The organism is Streptomyces albiflavescens, from assembly GCF_014645835.1.
GTDB classification, from domain to species: Bacteria; Actinomycetota; Actinomycetes; order Streptomycetales; family Streptomycetaceae; genus Streptomyces; species Streptomyces albiflavescens.
In genome coordinates this window covers 296483-316232 of record NZ_BMMM01000011.1, presented here as the reverse complement: position 1 = coordinate 316232, position 19750 = coordinate 296483, and the positions used below count along the sequence as shown (strand labels likewise).

The window sequence follows — 19750 nt, the reverse complement described above, 5'->3', positions numbered from 1 at the left end:
GTCGCGTAACAGAGCTGCTCCGTCTGGCACTTGAAATTACGGTGAGGAAGCCGACTTGTTGCTCCGGGATGTCTTGACACCCACCCCTCGGTCGAATGAGCATCGAAGCGCTTCGAAGGCGCCCCGTCGCTCCATCGCAAAGGGATCACCACGTGACCGCACAAACGCTGCCTACGCCGCCTTTCCGCGATCCGCGACTGCCGTTCGCGAAGCGCATCGACGACCTGCTGGCACGGCTCACACTCGACGAACGGATCGCGTTCCTGCACCAGTTCGCGCCCGCCGTCGAGCGGCTCGGCGTCGGGGCCTTCCGCACCGGGCAGGAGGCGTTGCACGGTGTGGCCTGGATGGGCCCGGCGACTGTGTTCCCGCAGGCCGTGGGCCTGGGCGCGACCTGGAACGACGACCTGGTACGCCGGATCGGCGAAGCGGTGTCGGCCGAGACCCGCGCCATGCGCTCCCGCGACGACCGCGTCGGCCTCAACGTCTGGTCGCCCACGGTCAATCTCCTCCGCCACCCCCTCTGGGGGCGCAACGAGGAGGGCTACTCGGAGGACCCGAAGCTCACCTCCGCCATCGCCACCGCGTACACGCGGGGTCTGCGCGGCGACCACCCGGACTACTGGCGCACCGCGCCCGTCCTCAAGCACTGGCTCGCGCACAACAACGAGACGGACCGCGACACCACGTCCTCCTCGGTCCGGCCGCGCGTCCTGCACGAGTACGACCTGCGCGCCTTCCGCGAGACGGTCGAGGCGGGCGCGGTGGCCGGTGTGATGCCGGCGTACAACCTGGTCAACGGCCGGCCCAACCACGTCTCGCCGTATCTGCGCGAGCACCTGCGCGCCTGGACGGACCAGGACCTCCTCGTCTGCTCGGACGCCGGCGCGCCCTCCAACCTGGTCGACTCCGAGCACTACTTCGACACCCACGAGAAGGCGACCGCGGCCGCGGTCCTCGCCGGGGTCGACAGCTTCACCGACCACGGCACGGACAGTTCGAAGATCGTCGAACGGGTCCAGGGGGCGCTGGTCCAGGGCCTGTTGAGCGAGGCCGACATCGAGGCGGCGGTCCGCCGCCAGCTGGCGATCCGCTTCCGACTGGGCGAGTTCGACCCGCAGTCCGACCCGCACGCCGACACCCTGGACTTCGACACCCCGGCCCACCGCGCCCTCGCCCAGGAGGCGGCCGAGCAGGCGATCGTGCTCCTCAAGAACGACGGGCTGCTGCCGCTGGGCCCCGACGTCCGCGTCGCCGTCGTCGGCCTCCTCGCCGACGAGTGCAAGCTCGACTGGTACAGCGGCACGCTCATCCACCGCTCGACGCCCCTGGAGGGCCTGTACGAGCGCTTCGGCGCCGAGCGCGTGGACTTCGCCGAGGGCGTGGACCGGGTCCGCCTCAGGACCTCCCGCGGTACGTATCTGTCGGTGCCCGCCGTCGACGACGCGGCCGACGAGGTGCGCGGCGCCGAGGGCGCGCTGGACCCGGCGCTCCTCGCGGGCCGCACCGACCTGCCCCCGCTGACCGCCGACGCCACCGGCACCGAGCTCGCCCTGATCGACTGGGGCCAGGGCGTGCTGACGCTGCGCGCCCCCGACGGCCGCTACCTCTCGGTCGCCGAGGACGGCTGTCTTCGCGCCTCCGCCGATCAGCCCGGCGGCTGGGTCGTCCAGGAGACATTCCGCATCGAGGAGGTCTCCGGCACCCACGAGAACGGTCACCTCCTGAAGCATCTGGGGACGGGTGGTTACGTCTCCGTCGCCGCCGACGGCGTGAAGGTTGCCGCCGAGAACCCCGAAATCTTCGAGCTGGAGTTCACCGAGCGCGGCGAGGACGCGGTGGCCCGCGTGGCGGCGGCCGCCGACGTCGTCCTCGTCGTCGCGGGCAACGACCCGCACATCAACGGCCGCGAGACGGAGGACCGTACGACGCTGCGCCTGCCCGGGCACCAGGAGCGCCTGCTGCGCGCCGCCCGCGCCGCGAACCCGAACACGGCGCTCGCCCTTGTTTCCGCGTACCCCTACGCGGTGGACCCGGCCGGCCTCCGGGCCGTCCTCTGGACGGCTCACGGCGGCCAGGCGGCGGGCACCGCCCTGGCCCGCGTGCTCGCCGGCGACGTCTCCCCCGCGGGCCGGCTCCCGCAGACCTGGTACGCCTCGGACGACGACCTGCCCGGTCTTCTCGACTACGACGTCATCGGTGGCCGCCAGACGTATCTGTACTTCGAGGGCACGCCCCTGTTCCCGTTCGGACACGGGCTGTCGTACGCGCCGTTCGTCTACACGGATCTTCAAGTCCGGCAGCGCGTGGGAGGGTTGGCCGTCTCCTTCACCGTCACCAACACCGGCGACGTGGCCGCCGACGAAGTCGCCCAGCTCTACACGCGCGCCGTCGCCCCGTCCGTGCCGCGCCCCCGGCGCGAACTGGCGGCGCACCGCCGCGTCCATCTCGCCCCCGGCGCGTCGACGGACCTCAGCTTCGAAGTCCCGCTCTCCGCCTTCGAGTTCTGGGATGTGGCGCTCGGCCGCCCGCGCCTGGAGCCGGGCGCGTACGAGATGCTCGTCGGGGCATCCAGCGAGGACGTCCGGCTGCGTACGACGGTCGAACTCGACGGCGAGCCCGGCGCACCTCGCCCCGTCCGCGAACGCGACCTGGGGGCCGCCGACTTCGACGAGCACCGGAACATCGCCATCGTCGACCGTACGAAGGTGACGGGCGACGCGGTGACACCGGTGGACGGCGGGGCGGGCGAACTCGTCTTCCGGCACTGCGACTTCGGCGACGGCGGCGTCACGTCGGTCACCGTCGACGCGGCGGGCGAGGGCAGCGTGGAACTCTCCCTGGACGGGGGCCCGTCGAACGCCGTACTGACCCTGGGCGCGACCAAGGGACCGTACGACTACACCACCCTCGGCGCCGAGATCGCCGCCGCCGGTGTGCACGACGTACACATCAGGCTGCGCGGCCCGTTGCGGCTCGCGCGCGTCGGCTTCTCCGGTTGAGGGTCCGGAGGGGCTGACACAGGGGCCCGGCACCGGAAGGCATCGGTGCCGGGCCCCTTCATCCGGAGAGTTCATGAAAATGATTGTCGTTAGCTAGGTCTGTCGTCGATTCCTCACAAGCCGACGGCCGGAGCCCCCGCACAGCGGGCTCCGGCCGTCGGCTCGTCGTGGGGTCCGGTCAGAGGGCGAGGCCCGTCAGCACCAGCACCCGCTCGTAGGTGTAGTCGTCCATCGCGAACTTCACGCCCTCGCGGCCGACGCCGGACTGCTTCACACCGCCGTAGGGCATCTGGTCGGCGCGGTAGGACGGCACGTCACCGACCACGACGCCGCCGACCTCCAGCGCACGGTGGGCGCGGAAGGCGGTCTGCAGGTCGTGCGTGAACACACCGGCCTGGAGCCCGTACTTGGAGTCGTTGGCGGCGGCGAAGGCGGCGGCCTCCCCCTCCACCTTCTGCACGGTGAGCACGGGTCCGAAGACCTCCTCGCAGGAGATGGTCACGTCGGCGGGCACGTCGGCGAGGACGGTCGGCGCGTAGGAGGCGCCGTCGCGCTTGCCACCGGCGAGGAGCGTGGCACCGGCCCCGACGGCCTCGTCGACCCAGGTCTCCACGCGCTTGGCGGCGTCCTCGCTGACCAGCGGGCCGACGTCCGTCCTGTCGTCGGACGGGTCACCGGTGACCTGGGCCTCGACGGCGGCGACGATACGGGGCAGCAGCCGCTCGTACACGGACGCGTCGGCGATCACGCGCTGCACGGAGATGCAGGACTGGCCGCCCTGGTAGTTGGAGAAGGTCGCGATGCGGGTGGCGGCCCAGTCCAGGTCCTCGTCGCTCGCCCAGTCGGCGAGCACGACGGCCGCGCCGTTGCCGCCCAGCTCCAGGGTGCAGTGCTTGCGCGGCACCGAGTCCATGATCGCGTAACCGACCTTCTCGGACCCGGTGAAGGAGATGACGGGCAGCCGCTCGTCCTGGACCAGGGCGGGCATCTGCTCGTTGGAGACGGGCAGGATGCTCCACGAACCGGCGGGCAGCTCCGTCTCGGCGAGCAGGTCGCCGATGATGAGGCCGGACAGCGGGGTCGCGGGCGCGGGCTTCAGGATGATCGGCGCGCCGGCGGCGATGGCCGGGGCGATCTTGTGGGCGCACAGGTTCAGCGGGAAGTTGAACGGCGCGATGCCCAGCACGACACCCTTGGGGAACCGGCGGGTCAGCGCGAGCCGCCCCTGACCACCCAGGTCGGTGTCCAGGCGCTGCGCCTCGCCCCCGTTGAAGCGGCGGGCTTCCTCGGCGGCGAACCGGAACACGGACACCGCACGGCCGACCTCGCCGCGGGCCCACTTGATCGGCTTGCCGTTCTCGGCGGAGATGAGCTGCGCGATCTCCTCGGTGCGCTCGACGAGGCGGCGCGACACGTGGTCGAGGGCGGCGGCCCGTACGTGGGCCGGGGTGGCGGCAAACTCGTCCTGCACCGCGTACGCGGCGGCCACGGCCTCCTCGACCTGCGCCTCGGTCGGCACACTGACCTTGCCGACGACCCGGCCGTCCCACGGGGAGGTGACGTCGAAGGTGGTCTCACCGGTGGCCTGGCGGCCGGCGAGCCAGAAAGCGTGGGTGGAAGTCATGTGCGAGTCCCGGCCCTTCCGCGTTGGGGGTGTTGTTCTGGGTTTTCGTGTTCCACGGTAGGGCCGGGGCGGCGAAGGGTCGTTTGTCCGAGTCGTAGCAGTCGGGGCGGGGGGTACGCCGCTTTGGCACGGTACCCCGACGCCCCCTCGTGGCTCCCGGCCCCGTCAGGGGCGCGGGGAACTGCGCGACAAGCCCCCACGCACCCGCACTCAAGAGACAACCCTGGGGGGTCTGGGGCGCAGCCCCAGGTACGGGACGGGCAGGGGCGGAGGGGGCGAAAAACCCGCCTACTCCCCCGTCCCCGCCGTGGCCTTCAACGCCAGCCAAAGCTCCATCCGCACATCCGGATCATCCAGCGACCGTCCAAGGATCTCCTCGACCCGCCGCATGCGGTACCGCAACGTGTGCCGGTGGACACCCAGATCCGCAGCCGCCGCATCCCACTGCCCATGCCGCGACAACCACGCCCGCAGCGAGGCCACCAGATCCCCCCGCCCGGTCGCGTCGTGCTCGTGCAACGCCCGCAGCAACCCGTCCGCGAACGCCCGGACCGCGTCATCCGCCAGCAACGGCAGCACAGACCCGGCGGCCAGCTCCTCGTGCTCCACGAGGAACCGCCCGCGCCGCCGCGCCACGGACAACGCCTGCTCGGCCTGCTTGTAGGCGGCGCCCGCCGCGATCGGCCCGGCGGGCGCCGACAGCCCGACGACCAGTTCGGCCTCGTCCCCGGCGGGCTGTTCCCGCACGGCGGCCCGTGCGGCCTCCAGCGCGGCCGCGTACTCCCCGCACGCGGCGACCGCCGCACCCCCGTCCACCGCGAGCACGACGAGCCGCTCCCCGTCGGGCACGACGAGCACGGACTCACCGGAGCGGGCGGCCGCGGACTCCACGACCTCGGCCAGCCCGCCGAGCGGGTCGCCGTTGGTCTCGGGCACGGCGACGGTGGCGGCCGAGGGCGCCGTCGCGGTCACGCGCGCGTGACCGTCCGCATGGGCCCGCGCGGCCGACGCGGACGCCGACTCGGCGAGGATCAGCCGGAAGGGCGCGTCGAGCAGCGCGCCGTACAGGTCCCCGGCGACGGCCCGGGCGTGGTCGGGCTGGCCCGCGAGCAGCATGCGCAGCACGGCCGCTCCGATCCGCTGCTCGGCCGCGTGCAGCGACCGCGACCGTTCCGTGGTGAGCGTCAGCAGGGCGATCGCCGAGTGCACGGCGTACCGCTCGGCGGTCCCGAGCGCGGCCGCCGTCCCCACGGCGAGCGCGGCCCGCGGCCGCCGCCCGGCGCCGAGGGAGTGCAGTTCCACTCGGTCCTCCCGGCCTTCGCCACCGACGACGGAGCTGGCCGGCGCGGGCCGCTCCCGCAGCCGCTCCACGTCGGGCGTGAGCCGCGCGGCCCGGCGCCCCGCCCACTCGGGCGCGGAGGCGACGACCTCACCGGACGCGTCGTACAGCGCCGCCCATCCGTCGACCTGCCCGGCGAGCGCGGCGAGCAGCCCCTCGGGTCCGTCGTTCAGCGCCCGCTTGGTCAGCTCGCGCTGCGCGGCGAACCCGGCGGTGACCGCCCGGTACTGATCCGCCGCGATGGCGGCGGACACCGCCTTGCTGATGGCGAGGAAGGGCGTACGCCGGGGGACTTCGAGGAGCGGCAGCCCCTCCTCCTCCGCCGCGTCGACGAGCGCCTTGGGGATCTCCTCGTAGTTGACTCCGACCGCGAAGCCGAGCCCGACCACCCCGGCTCCCACCAGGCGCTTCACATAACGCCGCATGACCTCGGGGTCCTCGGCGTCCAGCTGGAGCGCGGTGATCAGCAGCAGCTCCCCGCCCTCCATGTACGGCACGGGGTCGGCGAGCTCACTGGCGTGCGCCCAGCGGACGGGCACGTCCAGGCGGTCCTCGCCCGCGCGCACCGTGAGCTTGAGCGCGGAGTGGTGGACGAGCGAGGCGAGCGTGGGGGGCATGAGGCCTTCAGGTCTGTGTGATCTTTGTGATCTTTTGGCCGCTTCGTATGAACGACCTGTGTCGATTCTGCCTCACCGTACGGTCACCATGTGCCCTGATGTCCATATGTCCAGCTCAGCCGGTCAGATCCACACCTCACCCTCAGCTCCGCAGATCCACCAGCAACGGCGGTGCGTGCTCCCCCTTCACATTGGTCAGCGACAGCACCGCGTGCCCCGGGGGCACCCCGTGTGCCAGTTCGGACGCGGACCAGCGCTCCCGCTCGACCTGTCGGACGGTGACGGCCCGCGCGGTCGGCGCGTGGCCGGTGATCACCCGCCGCAGCATGTGCACCGCCTTGCCGGCCGGGGTCTCGGCGATGATCTGCCGGTCGGTGACGTCCCGCGCCTCGGTCCACTCCTTGCCCCAGACCTCGGCGAAGTCCTGTCCGTCCCAGGGAGTGAGCCCGGACAGCGCCATCCGGCACCCGATCGCGCCCAGCAGCGGGCTGCGCAGCGGCCGTGGCACGTCGTCGAGCGTGCGCAGCGTCAGCACGGCCCCCGCGTTGCCGGACCGCAGTCGCTGAATCCCCCGTACGGCGTCGGGTGTGACGACCCCCGTCGCGTCGTCGAGCACCAGAGAGGCGAACAGCGACCGGTCCTCGCGCACCGCGACACTCGCCGTGAACTGCGCGAGCACCAGCCGCGCCAGGATCCGCGAGGCGTCGGCGTGCCCCCGAGCGGGCAGATCGATCCGTACGCGCACGGGGTGGTCGAGCGCGCGCAGCGAGAAGGGCCGCGACTGCCCGGACGTGTCGAAGAACCCCGCGAACGCGGGCCGGTCGAGCAGGGCGACCCGGTCGGCGAGCACACCCCCGACATCACCGGGGTGACCCAACTGCCGCTCGCGCGCGTCCAGTTCTCGCAGCAACGACGCCTGCCCGGTGTCCTCCAGGGCCTTGCGCAGCGCGCCGAGCGGTCCGGGGGCGCCGTCGAGGAGCCGGCGCAGCTCGGGCACGGACGGGAACCGTCCGTGGACGGCCTGGAAGGGCCCCAGCAGTTGGGCGAGCACGGTGGTCGAGCGGCGGCTGTCGCCCCCGGGATGCGGATCGGCGAGATCCCCGACGAGCGCCTCGGCGAGCACGGCCGCGGCCTCGTCGGGGTCGGTGGTCCCGCCGTACAGGTCGAGGTCGTACACGGACTCGGGATTCCCGATCCGTACGACGACGTCGTACGCGTCGGCGGGCCCGAGCCCGGCGCCCGCGGCACCCACCACGACGACCGCGGCCCGCCCGGCGAGCGCGTGCAGGCACAGCGACTCGGCGAGCGGCCAGACGACACCGCCGGTCTTGCCGGACCCGGCGGGGCCGACGGCGAGCAGCGACGTACCCAGCAGATCGGGTCCGAGGGCGAGTCCGGTGCCGCGATAGGCGTACGGATTGCGCGGATCATCGGCGGTCGTCCCGAGCCGTACCTGCCCGGACACGAGGTCGTGCCGGGCGAGCCGACCCGGCAGATCGCGGTCGCCGGAGGGATGCAGACAGGCGGCGGCCCCGTCCTTCAGCACCGCCCCCGTGAACGTGGCGAGACTGTGCCGCCCGCTGCGTACACCCTGCCAGGCACGGGCGATCCGGGCGTGGTCGACGTCCCGCATCAGCCCGGCGCGGGCCTCGGCGGCGAGCCGTTCGGCGGCGTCACCGGCTCCGGCGGCGCGGAGCTGGTTCCACTGGGCGGGGTCCTCCTCGGGCTCGGGCAGCCGCTCGCTCGCGGGAGCCGCCCGCTGCCAGGCGGGCAGCCCGTAGCGCCGCCACACCTCACCCCATCGGCCGAGCCGGCCCACGCCGATCATGATGACAAGGGCGATCAGCGTGTAGTAGCCGTACCAGAGGAACGCGTTTCCGATGCGATCGCCACTGTGCCGCCAGGAGTCGGGGGTGAACAGCTCCAGGGGCAGGACCCACCAGCCGCCCAGATACCCGTTCCAGAGCAGCGACCAGATAAGCCACCCCACCAGGAAGGCGATCACGGCCCCGCTCAGCAGCTGCCGCGCCGGAATCTGCTCCGGCTCCTCCTGGGGGCGTGGCCGATGCCCGAACCGCCACACCCCGGGCGCCGCCTCCGGCCTGGGCGCCCGCACCCACGCGAGGAAGGCGGACCCGTCCGGCAAGGGCGGCACCCCCGGGGCCCGCGCGGGCCGTGGCGGCGCGGCAGGTACCTCCGGCGGCGTCACCGGCACATCGGGCGGCCCCGCCGGACGCGGCACAGAATCGGCATGCGTGCCCCGTGCGTCCTGGGTCCCGTCGCTGTCCATCGCCCTTGCCCCCTGACCAGCCGCTCCGTGCGTCGTCCGCGAGTCAATCTAGTGCCCCTGCGGGGCGAGTTCACTGTTTACCCGGCCGGGCCCCGGGCGTTCGTACGGCCCGACGTGCGGCGGACCGGGACGAACCGAGACGGCGGACCGGGACGAACCGAGACGACCGCATCTCCGCCGTTCTATGTCCACCACGGACAAGCGAATCCCTCGACAACGCCCACATGGAGCATGCCCACCCCCCATCCCCGGCCCTAGCCTGCGAAGAAAGAAGAAAGCGTCCGAAAAACACCCCGCCCGGAACCCCCGGCCTGCCGGAACAACCGGCTCGCCGGAACCCTCCGGTTCGCAAGATCATCAGGGAGCCCCTCATGACCGCACTTCCGCAGGAGCGCCGCGTCGTCACCGCCATCCCCGGCCCGAAGTCGCAGGAGCTGCAGGCCCGCCGTACCGCCGCGGTCGCGGCCGGTGTGGGCTCGGTGCTCCCTGTCTTCACCGCGCGCGCCGGCGGCGGCATCATCGAGGACGTCGACGGGAACCGGCTGATCGACTTCGGCTCCGGCATCGCCGTGACCAGCGTCGGCGCGAGCGCCGAGGCCGTCGTACGCCGCGCCTCCGCCCAGCTCCAGGACTTCACCCACACCTGTTTCATGGTCACGCCGTACGAGGGCTACGTGGCCGTCGCCGAGGCGCTGGCCGAGCTCACGCCGGGTGACCACGCCAAGAAGTCCGCGCTCTTCAACTCCGGCGCCGAGGCCGTCGAGAACGCCGTCAAGATCGCGCGTGCGTACACCAAGCGCCAGGCCGTCGTCGTCTTCGACCACGGCTACCACGGCCGTACGAACCTGACGATGGCGCTGACCTCCAAGAACATGCCGTACAAGAACGGCTTCGGCCCGTTCGCGCCCGAGGTCTACCGCGTGCCGGTGGCGTACGGCTACCGCTGGCTGACCGGCCCGGAGAACGCCGGCGCCGAGGCGTCCGCCCAGGCCATCGACATGATCAACAAGCAGATCGGCGCCGACAACGTCGCGGCGATCATCATCGAGCCGGTGCTCGGCGAGGGCGGCTTCATCGAGCCCGCCAAGGGCTTCCTTCCGGCCATCAGCAAGTTCGCCAAGGACAACGGCATCGTCTTCGTCGCGGACGAGATCCAGTCCGGCTTCTGCCGCACCGGCCAGTGGTTCGCCTGCGAGGACGAGGGCATCGTCCCGGACCTGATCACCACGGCCAAGGGCATCGCGGGCGGTCTGCCGCTCGCCGCCGTCACCGGCCGCGCCGAGATCATGGACGCCGCGCACGCGGGCGGCCTGGGCGGCACCTACGGCGGCAACCCGGTGGCCTGTGCGGGCGCGCTCGGCGCGATCGAGACCATGAAGGAGCTCGACCTCAACGCCAAGGCGAAGCACATCGAGGCGATCATGAAGGCCCGACTGGGCTCGATGGCCGAGAAGTTCGACATCATCGGTGACGTGCGTGGCCGTGGCGCCATGATCGCCATCGAGCTGGTCAAGGACCGCGCCACCAAGGAGCCGAACCCCGAGGCGACCGCCGCGCTGGCCAAGGCCTGCCACCAGGAGGGCCTGATGGTCCTGACCTGTGGCACCTACGGCAACGTCCTCCGCTTCCTGCCCCCGCTGGTCATCGGCGAGGACCTCCTGAACGAGGGTCTCGACATCATCGAGCAGGCCTTCACTCGCATCTGACGCCCCACCCGCCCCAGTACCGCGATCCGGCCGACCGCCCACGGCGATTCCGCTTGATTCCGGTGCCGGGGCGACCGACGTCAGAGCGTGTGAAGAACGTGTGCGAGGTGCATGACGGGACGCGATTCCGTCTGTCGGAGCCGCACCCCCTGCCGTAGGTTCTTACCCAGATGAGAGATACACCCCGCCCACAGGGGACTGTGGGTGACACCGGGTCGAGGCCTCCCCAGCTTCGCCCTGGTCGTGCCCTCGCGCACACACCCGGAGCTTCCGGCTCCGGTTCTCCTCACCGATCGGACAGTCGCCCGCCCCAAACCCCCCGGGGCGCGCGGCATTCCGATCAGGACGGCCGCCTCGGAACTACCCCCCCTGTTCCGGGGCGGCCGACCTTCCTCCTCGGCCTCCCGGCCCTCCTCCTCGCGCTGATCACCTGGCAGGTCGCGGCCCACGGCCCCCTCGCCCGCGCGGACGAACACCTCAGCGGCTCCCTGGTGCACCCGGACCGCCTCTCGGAACTCCTGGCCGACCTCGGCAACATCACGGTCGCCGTCCCGATCCTCGCCGTCGTCCTCGTGTACACGGCCGTCCGCGCCCGCCGGGCCGGTACGGACCGCTGGTGGTTGCCGTCCACCGCGGCGGCGGTGCTGATGGCCGCCGTACCGGCGGTGATCGTGCCCCTGAAGGAGGCCGTGGCCCGCCCCGGCCCGCCGGTGATGGGCCCTGGCACGGGCTTCTACCCCTCGGGCCACACCGCCACCGCCGTCATCGCGTACGGCGCCGGGGCCCTGCTCCTCCTCCCCTGGCTGCGCACCCCCTCGGCCCGCCGCGGGCTGGTCGTCACCTGCCTCACCCTCAACGCCCTCGTCGCCTTCGGCCTGATCCGCCGCGGCTACCACTGGCCGCTGGATGTGGCGGCCAGTTGGTGCCTGTCCCTGATCCTGCTTCAGCTGATGCTGCTGGTCGTCGCGCGCCACCGTCGAGGAGCGGCGGAGGGTTGACCGTTCGCGGACCGGCGAGCGGGGCGCGGGAGGCGCGATGACGGACGAGCAGCAGCTCGCCGTACGCCGGTGGGACAGCGCCACGTCGGCTCGGGTGCGGTCGGTGTCGCTGGATCTGCCGTCGATGCCCGGCGCTCCAGGGAGCGCCGAGCGGACGGTGACGCTCGCGCAGGTGCTCGGGGCAGTGCTGGGCTGACGCCTCAGGGGCAGTGCTGGGCTGACGCCTCAGCCGAAGTACCCGTCGAAGTTCTTCGAGAACTCCCAGCTCCCGTACCGGTCCCAGTTGATCGACCACGTCATCAGGCCGCGCAGGGCCGGCCAGGTGCCGTGGGTGGCGTACGAGCCGCAGTTGGTCTTCTTGGTGAGGCAGTCGAGGGTCTTGTTCACCTCCGTCGGTGATACGTAGCCGTTGCCGGCGTTCGTCGAGGCCGGCATGCCGATGGCGATCTGGTCGGGGCGCAGGGGCGGGAAGACGTTGTTCGCGTCGCCGGCGACCGGGAAGCCGGTCAGGAGCATGTCGGTCATGGCGATGTGGAAGTCCGCGCCGCCCATGGAGTGGTACTGGTTGTCGAGGCCCGTGATCGAACCGGAGTTGTAGTCCTGGACATGCAGGAGGGTCAGGTCGTCGCGGAGGGCGTGGATGACGGGGAGGTAGGCGCCGGCGCGCGGGTCCTGGCCGCCCCATTTGCCCGTGCCGTAGTACTGGTAGCCGAGTTGGACGAAGAAGGTCTCCGGGGCCATGCTCAGGACGAACTTCGAGCCGTACTTGGCCTTCAGGGTCTTCAGCGCCGAGATGAGGTTGACGATCACCGGCGTGGTCGGGCTCTTGAAGTTGGTGTCGCTCGCGTCCAGCGAGAGCGAGTGGCCCTCGAAGTCGATGTCCAGGCCGTCCAGCCCGTAGGTGTCGATGATCTTCGAGACGGACGACACGAAGGCGTCCCTCGCCGCCGTCGTCGTCAGCTGGACCTGCCCGTTCTGACCGCCGATCGAGATCAGGACCTTCTTGCCCGCCGCCTGCTTCGCCTTGATCGCCGCCTTGAAGTCGGCGTCGCTCTCGGCCGTGGGGCACTCGGTGACCGGGCAGCGGGTGAAGCGGATGTCGCCGGAGGTGGTGGAGGTCGGTTCACCGAAGGCCAGGTCGATGACGTCCCAACTGTCGGGGACGTCGGCCATCCGGGTGTAACCGGCGCCGTTCGCGAAGCTCGCGTGGAGGTAGCCGACGAGGGCATGGGTGGGGAGGTCCGAGGAGCCTCCGCCCGAGCCCGCCGACGTCGTCGCGGTCACCGTCGCCGACTTCGCCGACTCGCCCGCGTCGTTGGTGGCGGCGACCTGGAAGGAGTACGCCGTCGAGGGGGACAGTCCGCTCACGGTCGTCGAAGGGCCGTCGGCCGTCTGGACTTTGACGCCGTCGCGGTAGACGGAGTAACCCGTGGCGCCGGTCACCGCGGACCAGGACAGGGCGACGGTCGAGGACGTGACGGTGCCGACCGTCAGCCCGGTGGGCGCGGCCGGCGGCTGACCCGCGTCGACGCCGGGGCCGACCAGGGAGAGGTCGTCGGCGTAGTAGGTGCCGGTGCCGTACCAGCCGTGCGTGTAGATCGTGACCTTGGTGGTCGACGCGCCCGTGCGGAAGGTGGTGGTGAGCTGCTGCCAGTCGGTCGCCGACTGGGTCCAGGTGGAGACGTCGGTGGTGCCGGTGCCGCTCGCGCCGAGGTAGACGTAGCTGCCCCGGACATAACCGGAGAGGGTGTACTGGGAGTCGGGTTTGACGGTCACCGTCTGGGAGCACTGCGCGTAGTCGTTGCCGGCCGGGGTCGCGCGCAACGCCGAACTACCGGTCCGTACCGGGGAATTGACGGTGCTGCCCGCCGTACAGGTCCAGTTGTCCAGGCCCGACTCGAACCCGCCGTTCTTCGCGAGGTCCGCGTCGGCCGCACGGGCGGCCGACGACAGCGCGGTGATGCCGGGCACGGCCAGCGCCGCGGCCGTGAGCACGGAAAGTAGCCTGCGTCGACGAGAGAGCGGTCTGTGGCGGTCCACAAGTGCCTCCGGGCATGGGGGAATTGGAGGGTGGAGCGCGCCCAACTTGGTCCAGACCAATTCGCTTGTCAAGACCTCTGGCACATCACGGGGCCGTCATGTGTCCCCCTCGTTCGCGAGACCCGCCGCCGCCTCGTGCATGGCCAGTTCCAGCAGCGCCGGATCGGTGAGCGCGCCGGAGCCGTCCGGCGGGATCAGCCGGCGTACCCCGCCCGTCGACCGTCCCGGGTACGGCACCACGATCCAGGTGCCGCGGAGCTACGGATGCCGGCCGCTCGACCGCCGCCTTGGCCCCTGTCATGACGGAACCTCCCTTTCTCGTGTCGACGCTGGTCGCGTCACAGGGGAGAGGGAGGTCCGGGCCGGGCATTACGCGGGTTCTGGCTACTTGTTGGCAGTGAATCGGGTCATGGTGATCACGCAGGGCGTACGCCGACCGGGGCGAGGCGCGCGCCGCGTGATCACGAACGCTTCGACACGCCCCTACCAGGCCCGACAGCCGAAGCACCAAGGCCTAGCTGTCGAAGCCGAGTCCCAGCTTGTCCATCGTCTTCAGCCACAGATTGCGCCGGCCCCCGTGCGAGTCCGCCCGCGCCAGCGACCACTTGGTGAGCGCGATGCCGGTCCAGGCGAGGGGCTCGGGCGGAAACGGCAGCGGCTTCTTGCGGGCCATCTCCAGCTCGGTGCGCTCCGTGCGCTCCCCCGCCAGCAGGTCGAGCATCACGTCCGCGCCGAACCGGGTGGCGCCGACCCCGAGGCCCGTATAGCCCGCCGCGTACGCGACCTTGCCCTGGTGGGCCGTGCCGAAGAAGGCCGAGAACCGCGAGCAGGTGTCGATCGCGCCGCCCCAGGCGTGGGTGAAGCGGAGCCCCTCCAGCTGCGGGAAGCAGGTGAAGAAGTGCCCGGCGAGCTTGGCGTACGTCTCCGGGCGGTCGTCGTACTCGGCGCGCACCCGGCCGCCGTACGAGTAGATCGCGTCGTAGCCGCCCCACAGGATCCGGTTGTCCGCGGAGAGCCGGAAGTAGTGGAACTGGTTCGCCGAATCCCCGAGGCCCTGGCGGTTCTTCCAGCCGATGGACGCCAGCTGGTCGGCGGTGAGCGGCTCGGTCATCAGCGCGTAGTCGTAGACCGGCACGGTGTACGAGCGGACCCGCTTGACCAGGTTCGGGAAGATGTTCGTGCCGAGCGCGACCCGGCGAGCCCGGATCGAGCCGTACGGAGTGCGTACGGCCATGCCGGCGCCGTACGGCTTCAACCGCAGCGCGGGCGTGTGCTCGTACACCCGCACCCCGAGCTCCAGACAGGCCCGCTTCAGGCCCCAGGCGAGCTTGGCGGGGTGCAGCATGGCGACGCCGCGGCGGTCGTGCAGCCCGGCGAGGAATGTCGGTGAGTCGACTTGTTCCCGTACCGCTTCGGTGTCCAGGAACTCGACGCCGTCCGCGAGACCCTCGCGCTCCAGCTCCTCGTGCCATGCGCGCAGTTCGGCCGCCTGGTGCGGCTCGGTGGCCACGTCGATCTCGCCGCTGCGCTCGAAGTCGCAGTCGAGGGAGTAGCGGGCGACGGCCGCCTCGATCTCGTCGAGGTTGCGGGCGCCCAGCTCCTCCAGCTTCCTGATCTCGTCCGGCCATCGGGTGAGACCGTTGGCCAGACCGTGGGTGAGGGAGGCGGCGCAGAAGCCGCCGTTGCGGCCGGAGGCGGCCCAGCCCACCTCACGTCCTTCGACCAGGACCACGTCGCGCCCCGGGTCGCGCTCCTTGGCGATCAGCGCGGTCCACAGTCCGCTGTAGCCGCCGCCGACGACCAGCAGATCGCAGGTCTCGGCACCGGTGAGCGCGGGCTCGGGGTGAGGCTTGCCGGGGTCGTCCAGCCAGTACGAGACCGGCTGGACGTCGGAAAGAGACTTCGTCCAATGATTCCCACGTGTCATGGCGCTTGGGGCCATGATTTCAACTCCCTACAGGGTGACGAGCGTTATGCCTTTTGCTTGTTCCGGCGATTGCCGATGACCATTCCGGCCAGGACGAACAGTACGGCGACGAGGAACATGGCCGTACCGATGACATTGATCTGAACGGGTGTTCCGCGCTGCGCCGATCCCCAGACGAACATGGGGAAGGTGACGGTCGAGCCCGCGTTGAAATTGGTGATGATGAAATCGTCGAAGGAGAGCGCGAAGGCGAGCAGCGCACCCGCGGCGATTCCGGGGGCCGCGATGGGCAGGGTGACGCGCAGGAAGGTCTGCGCGGGTCCCGCGTACAGGTCCTGCGCCGCCTGTTCCAGCCGCGGGTCCATCGACATGACACGGGCCTTGACGGCCGTCACGACGAAGCTGAGGCAGAACATGATGTGGGCGATCAGGATCGTCCAGAAGCCCAGCTGGGCACCCATGTTGAGGAACAGCGTGAGCAGTGAGGCGGCCATGACGACCTCGGGCATCGCCATCGGCAGGAAGATCAGCGAGTTCACGGCGCCGCGCGCGCGGAAGCGGTAGCGGACCAGCGCGAAGGCGATCATCGTGCCGAGGACGGTGGCCCCGATGGTCGCCCAGACGGCGATCTGCAGGCTGATCGAGAGCGAACCGCACATGTCGGCGACGCCGCACGGGTCGCGCCAGGCATCGGTCGAGAACTGCTGCCATTCATAGTTGAAGCGCCCCTTCGGCTTGTTGAAGGAGAACACCGTGACGATGACATTGGGCAGCAGCAGATATCCAAGCGTCAGCAGTCCCGCGATGACGACGAGATGGCGCTTGAGCCAGCGTACGAAGGCCATTTAAACCAGATCCTCCGTCCCGGACTTGCGGATGTAGAGCGTGACCATGATGAGGATCGCGGCCATGAGAATGAACGAAAGGGCCGCGGCCGTCGGATAGTCGAGAATCCGCAGGAATTGGGTCTGGATGACGTTGCCGACCATCCGGGTGTCCGTGGAGCCGAGCAGATCGGCGTTCACGTAGTCACCACTGGCCGGGATGAAGGTGAGCAGCGTGCCGGAGACGACTCCGGGCATCGACAGCGGGAAGGTGACCTTGCGGAAGGTCGTGAAGGGCGCCGCGTACAGGTCACCCGCCGCCTCGTGCAGCCGTCCGTCGATCCGCTCCAGCGAGGTGTAGAGCGGCAGGATCATGAACGGCAGGAAGTTGTACGTGAGTCCGCAGACCACCGCGAGCGGCGTGGCCAGGACGCGGTCGCCGGACGTGAAGCCCAGCCAGTTGGTGACGTCCAGGACGTGCAACGAGTTCAGAGCGCCGACGACCGGGCCGCCGTCCGCGAGGATCGTCTTCCAGGCGAGCGTACGGATCAGGAAGCTGGTGAAGAACGGCGCGATCACCAGGATCATGATCAGGTTGCGCCAGCGCCCCGCGCGGAAGGCGATGAGATACGCGAGCGGGTAGCCGAGCACGAGGCACAGGATCGTCGCGGCACCGGCATAGAGCACCGAGCGCAGGAACTGCGGCCAGTAGTCGGCGAGCGCGTCCCAGTACGTCTGGAAGTGCCAGGTGACCTTGAAGCCCTGCTCCAGGGAGCCCGTCTGCACGGACGTGGAGGCCTGGTAGATCATCGGCAGCGCGAAGAAGACGATCAGCCAGAGAATGCCGGGCAGGAGAAGCCAGTACGGGACGAGGCGGCCACGCTTGCGGGGCGGCTTCTCGGCGGGCTGCGGCGCGAGCGGTGGCGCCTCGGTGACGGCGGCCATCAGGCGGCCACCCCCTCTTCTGGCTCCACCGTCTCGACCCCGGCGTCGATGTCCTGGGCGGCGTCCAGGCCGAAGGTGTGCGCCGGGCTCCAGTGCAGGACGACGTCGGCGCCGGGGGTGAGCCGGGCGTCGCGGTCGATGTTCTGCGAGTAGACCTCGAACTCGGGGCAGACGGCGCTGTCGATCACGTACTGCGTGGAGACGCCGATGAAGCTGGAGTCGGCGATCTTGCCGGTGATCCGGTTGCGGCCCTCCGGGATCTCACCCGCGTCGTCGGCGTGGGTGAGCGAGATCTTCTCGGGGCGTATGCCGACCAGGACCTTGCCGCCGGTCGCCGTGGGTGCCGAACAGCGCGCCTGGGGCAGCACGAGCTTGCCGCCGCCCGCCTGCAGGACGATGTCGTCGCCGCTCTTGGAGTCGACCGCGGCCTCGATGAGGTTCGAGGTGCCGAGGAAGTTGGCGACGAAGGTGGTGTTCGGGTTCTCGTAGAGGTCGGCGGGCGAGCCGAGCTGCTCGACACGGCCCGCGTTCATCACGGCGACCGTGTCGGCCATGGTCATGGCCTCCTCCTGGTCGTGCGTGACGTGGATGAAGGTGATGCCGACCTCGGTCTGGATGCGCTTGAGCTCCAACTGCATCTGGCGACGCAGCTTGAGGTCGAGGGCGCCGAGGGGCTCGTCCAGGAGCAGCACCTTGGGGTGGTTGATCAGCGCGCGGGCCACGGCGACGCGCTGCTGCTGACCGCCGGAGAGCTGGTGCGGCTTCTTGCGGGCCTGCTCGCCGAGCTGTACGAGCTCGAGCATGTCCTCGACCTGCTTCTTCACCGACTTGATGCCGCGTCGGCGCAGGCCGAAGGCGACGTTCTCGAAGATGTCGAGGTGCGGGAAGAGTGCGTACGACTGGAAGACGGTGTTCACGGGCCGCTTGTAGGGCGGCAGGTTCGTCACCTCCTGGTCGCCCAGGAAGACGGTGCCGGAGGAAGGTTCCTCCAGGCCCGCGATCATCCGCAGAGTGGTCGTCTTGCCGCAGCCCGACGCCCCGAGGAGGGCGAAGAACGACCCCTGGGGCACGGTCAGGTCGAGCGGGTGTACGGCGGTGAAGGCGCCGTACGTCTTGCTGATCCCGGAGAGGCGGACGTCGCCGCTGCTGTCGTTGGTCATCGTGGTCACGCCCCTGTGAGCTTCGCGAACTTCTCTTCGTAGGCCGTCTCTTCCTTCTGCGTCAGCGAGCGGAAGGCGTGCGACTTCGCGGCCATGGCCTTGTCAGGAATGATCAGCGGGTTGTTCGCCGCGTCCTTGTCGATCTTCGCCAGGTAGGGCTTCACCCCGTCGACCGGACAGACGTAATTGATGTAGGCGGCGAGCTCCGCGGCCGGCTCGGGCTCGTAGTAGTAGTCCATGAGCCGCTCGGCGTTCGTCTTGTGACGTGCCTTGTTGGGGATCAGCATGTTGTCCGTGGACGTCAGATAGCCGCTGTCCGGGATGATGAAGTCGACGTCCGGGCTGTCCGCCTTGAGCTGGACGACGTCACCGGCCCAGGCGACACAGGCCGCGAGGTCGCCCTTGGTGAGGTCGGACGTGTAGTCGTTGCCGGTGAAGCGGCGGATCTGGCCCTTGTCGACGGCCTTCTGAAGCCGGGCGATCGCCGCGTCGAAGTCGTCGTCGGTGAACTTCGCCGGGTCCTTGCCCATGTCGAGCAGCGTCATGCCGATGCTGTCGCGCATCTCCGAGAGGAAGCCGACGCGCCCCTTGAGCTTGGGGTTGTCGAGCAGGTCGGAGACGGACTTGACCTCGACCCCGTCCAGCGCCTTCTTGTTGTAGGCGATGACGGTCGAAATGCCCTGCCAGGGGTACGAGTAGGCGCGGCCGGGGTCCCAATCGGTGTCGCGGAACTGCTGCGACAGGTTCGTGTAGGCGTGCGGCAGGTTGGACGCGTCCAGTTTCTGGACCCATCCGAAGCGGATCAGCCGCGCCGCCAGCCAGTCGGTGACGACGATGATGTCGCGGCCGGTGTCCTGGCCGGCCGCGAGCTGCGGCTTGATCTTGCCGAAGAACTCGACGTTGTCGTTGATGTCCTCGGTGTACTTGACCTTGATGCCGGTCCGTTTGGTGAACGCGTCGAGCGTGGGGTGGTGCTTCTCGCTGTCGTCGACGTCCATGTACTCGGTCCAGTTGGAGAAGTTGATCGTCTTCTCCTTGGCCGAGTGGTCCTCGGCGGAGACGCCGCCCTGGGTCTTGCCGGCCGCGGGGATCCCGCAGGCGCTCAGCGCCCCGAGACCGCCGACGGCGAGCGCGCCGCCCGCGGAGGCGCGCAACAGCGAACGACGGCTGAGGGAGGCCCTGCCGTTCCTGAAACTGCGCCGCATGGCGGCCACTTGGGCCGGGGTCAGGCGCTCGGGCTCGTACTGCTCCATGCTCGTGGTGCCCTTTCGGGAGGGT

The 19750-nt window shown here is 70.5% G+C and carries 14 protein-coding genes; 4 read left to right on the top strand and 10 right to left on the bottom strand.

The annotated features are described in order from the left end of the window. Positions 1-152 precede the first annotated feature (152 nt). On the top strand, positions 153-3002 hold the full coding sequence (locus tag IEY95_RS28720; protein ID WP_189189049.1) for a glycoside hydrolase family 3 C-terminal domain-containing protein: 2850 nt from the start codon (positions 153-155) through the stop codon (positions 3000-3002). Between the two features lie 178 nt (positions 3003-3180). Here IEY95_RS28720 and IEY95_RS28715 read toward each other — a convergent pair whose 3' ends face one another. The 3 genes from IEY95_RS28715 to IEY95_RS28705 form a co-directional block, all read right to left on the bottom strand. Further along, on the bottom strand, positions 3181-4626 hold the full coding sequence (locus tag IEY95_RS28715) for an aldehyde dehydrogenase family protein (RefSeq protein ID WP_189189048.1): 1446 nt from the start codon (positions 4624-4626) through the stop codon (positions 3181-3183). A gap of 288 nt (positions 4627-4914) precedes the next feature. Further along, the gene (locus IEY95_RS28710; protein ID WP_189189047.1) at positions 4915-6582 is read right to left on the bottom strand and encodes a PucR family transcriptional regulator; all 1668 of its coding nucleotides are present in this window, start codon (positions 6580-6582) and stop codon (positions 4915-4917) included. A gap of 142 nt (positions 6583-6724) precedes the next feature. Then, the gene (locus IEY95_RS28705) at positions 6725-8872 is read right to left on the bottom strand and encodes an ATP-binding protein (RefSeq protein WP_189189046.1); all 2148 of its coding nucleotides are present in this window, start codon (positions 8870-8872) and stop codon (positions 6725-6727) included. Positions 8873-9243: 371 nt separating this feature from the next. Here IEY95_RS28705 and gabT point away from each other — a divergent pair, with 371 nt between their 5' ends. The 3 genes from gabT (at position 9244) to IEY95_RS28690 (ending at position 11772) form a co-directional block, all read left to right on the top strand. After that, positions 9244-10578 (top strand): 4-aminobutyrate--2-oxoglutarate transaminase, encoded by a 1335-nt coding sequence (gabT, locus tag IEY95_RS28700; RefSeq protein ID WP_189189045.1) that lies wholly within the window; start codon positions 9244-9246, stop codon positions 10576-10578. Between the two features lie 200 nt (positions 10579-10778). Beyond that, a complete protein-coding gene (locus tag IEY95_RS28695; protein ID WP_373294562.1) occupies positions 10779-11576 on the top strand; it encodes a phosphatase PAP2 family protein in 798 nt (265 codons plus the stop codon). 37 nt (positions 11577-11613) lie between these two features. Beyond that, on the top strand, positions 11614-11772 hold the full coding sequence (locus IEY95_RS28690; protein WP_189189043.1) for a hypothetical protein: 159 nt from the start codon (positions 11614-11616) through the stop codon (positions 11770-11772). A gap of 29 nt (positions 11773-11801) precedes the next feature. Here IEY95_RS28690 and IEY95_RS28685 read toward each other — a convergent pair whose 3' ends face one another. The 7 genes from IEY95_RS28685 to IEY95_RS28655 all read right to left on the bottom strand — a co-directional run bounded on the left by IEY95_RS28685 (position 11802) and on the right by IEY95_RS28655 (position 19725). Next, positions 11802-13616: a chitinase gene (locus tag IEY95_RS28685; protein ID WP_189189042.1), complete on the bottom strand. Its 1815-nt coding sequence runs from the start codon at positions 13614-13616 to the stop codon at positions 11802-11804. 96 nt (positions 13617-13712) lie between these two features. Then, positions 13713-13853, bottom strand: a complete 141-nt coding sequence (locus IEY95_RS28680; protein ID WP_189189041.1) for a hypothetical protein — start codon at positions 13851-13853, stop codon at positions 13713-13715. Positions 13854-14130: 277 nt separating this feature from the next. Continuing rightward, positions 14131-15558, bottom strand: coding sequence for an NAD(P)/FAD-dependent oxidoreductase (locus IEY95_RS28675; protein WP_189189040.1), 1428 nt, complete (start codon positions 15556-15558; stop codon positions 14131-14133). A gap of 29 nt (positions 15559-15587) precedes the next feature. After that, positions 15588-16388: an ABC transporter permease gene (locus tag IEY95_RS28670; protein WP_189189039.1), complete on the bottom strand. Its 801-nt coding sequence runs from the start codon at positions 16386-16388 to the stop codon at positions 15588-15590. After that, a complete protein-coding gene (locus IEY95_RS28665) occupies positions 16389-17312 on the bottom strand; it encodes an ABC transporter permease (protein WP_189189038.1) in 924 nt (307 codons plus the stop codon). After that, a complete protein-coding gene (locus tag IEY95_RS28660) occupies positions 17312-18481 on the bottom strand; it encodes an ABC transporter ATP-binding protein (RefSeq protein ID WP_189189037.1) in 1170 nt (389 codons plus the stop codon). The genes IEY95_RS28665 and IEY95_RS28660 overlap by 1 nt, the downstream gene beginning before the upstream one ends. Continuing rightward, positions 18478-19725: a polyamine ABC transporter substrate-binding protein gene (locus IEY95_RS28655; RefSeq protein ID WP_189189036.1), complete on the bottom strand. Its 1248-nt coding sequence runs from the start codon at positions 19723-19725 to the stop codon at positions 18478-18480. Before IEY95_RS28655 ends, IEY95_RS28660 begins: the two co-directional genes overlap by 4 nt. Positions 19726-19750: the final 25 nt, after the last annotated feature.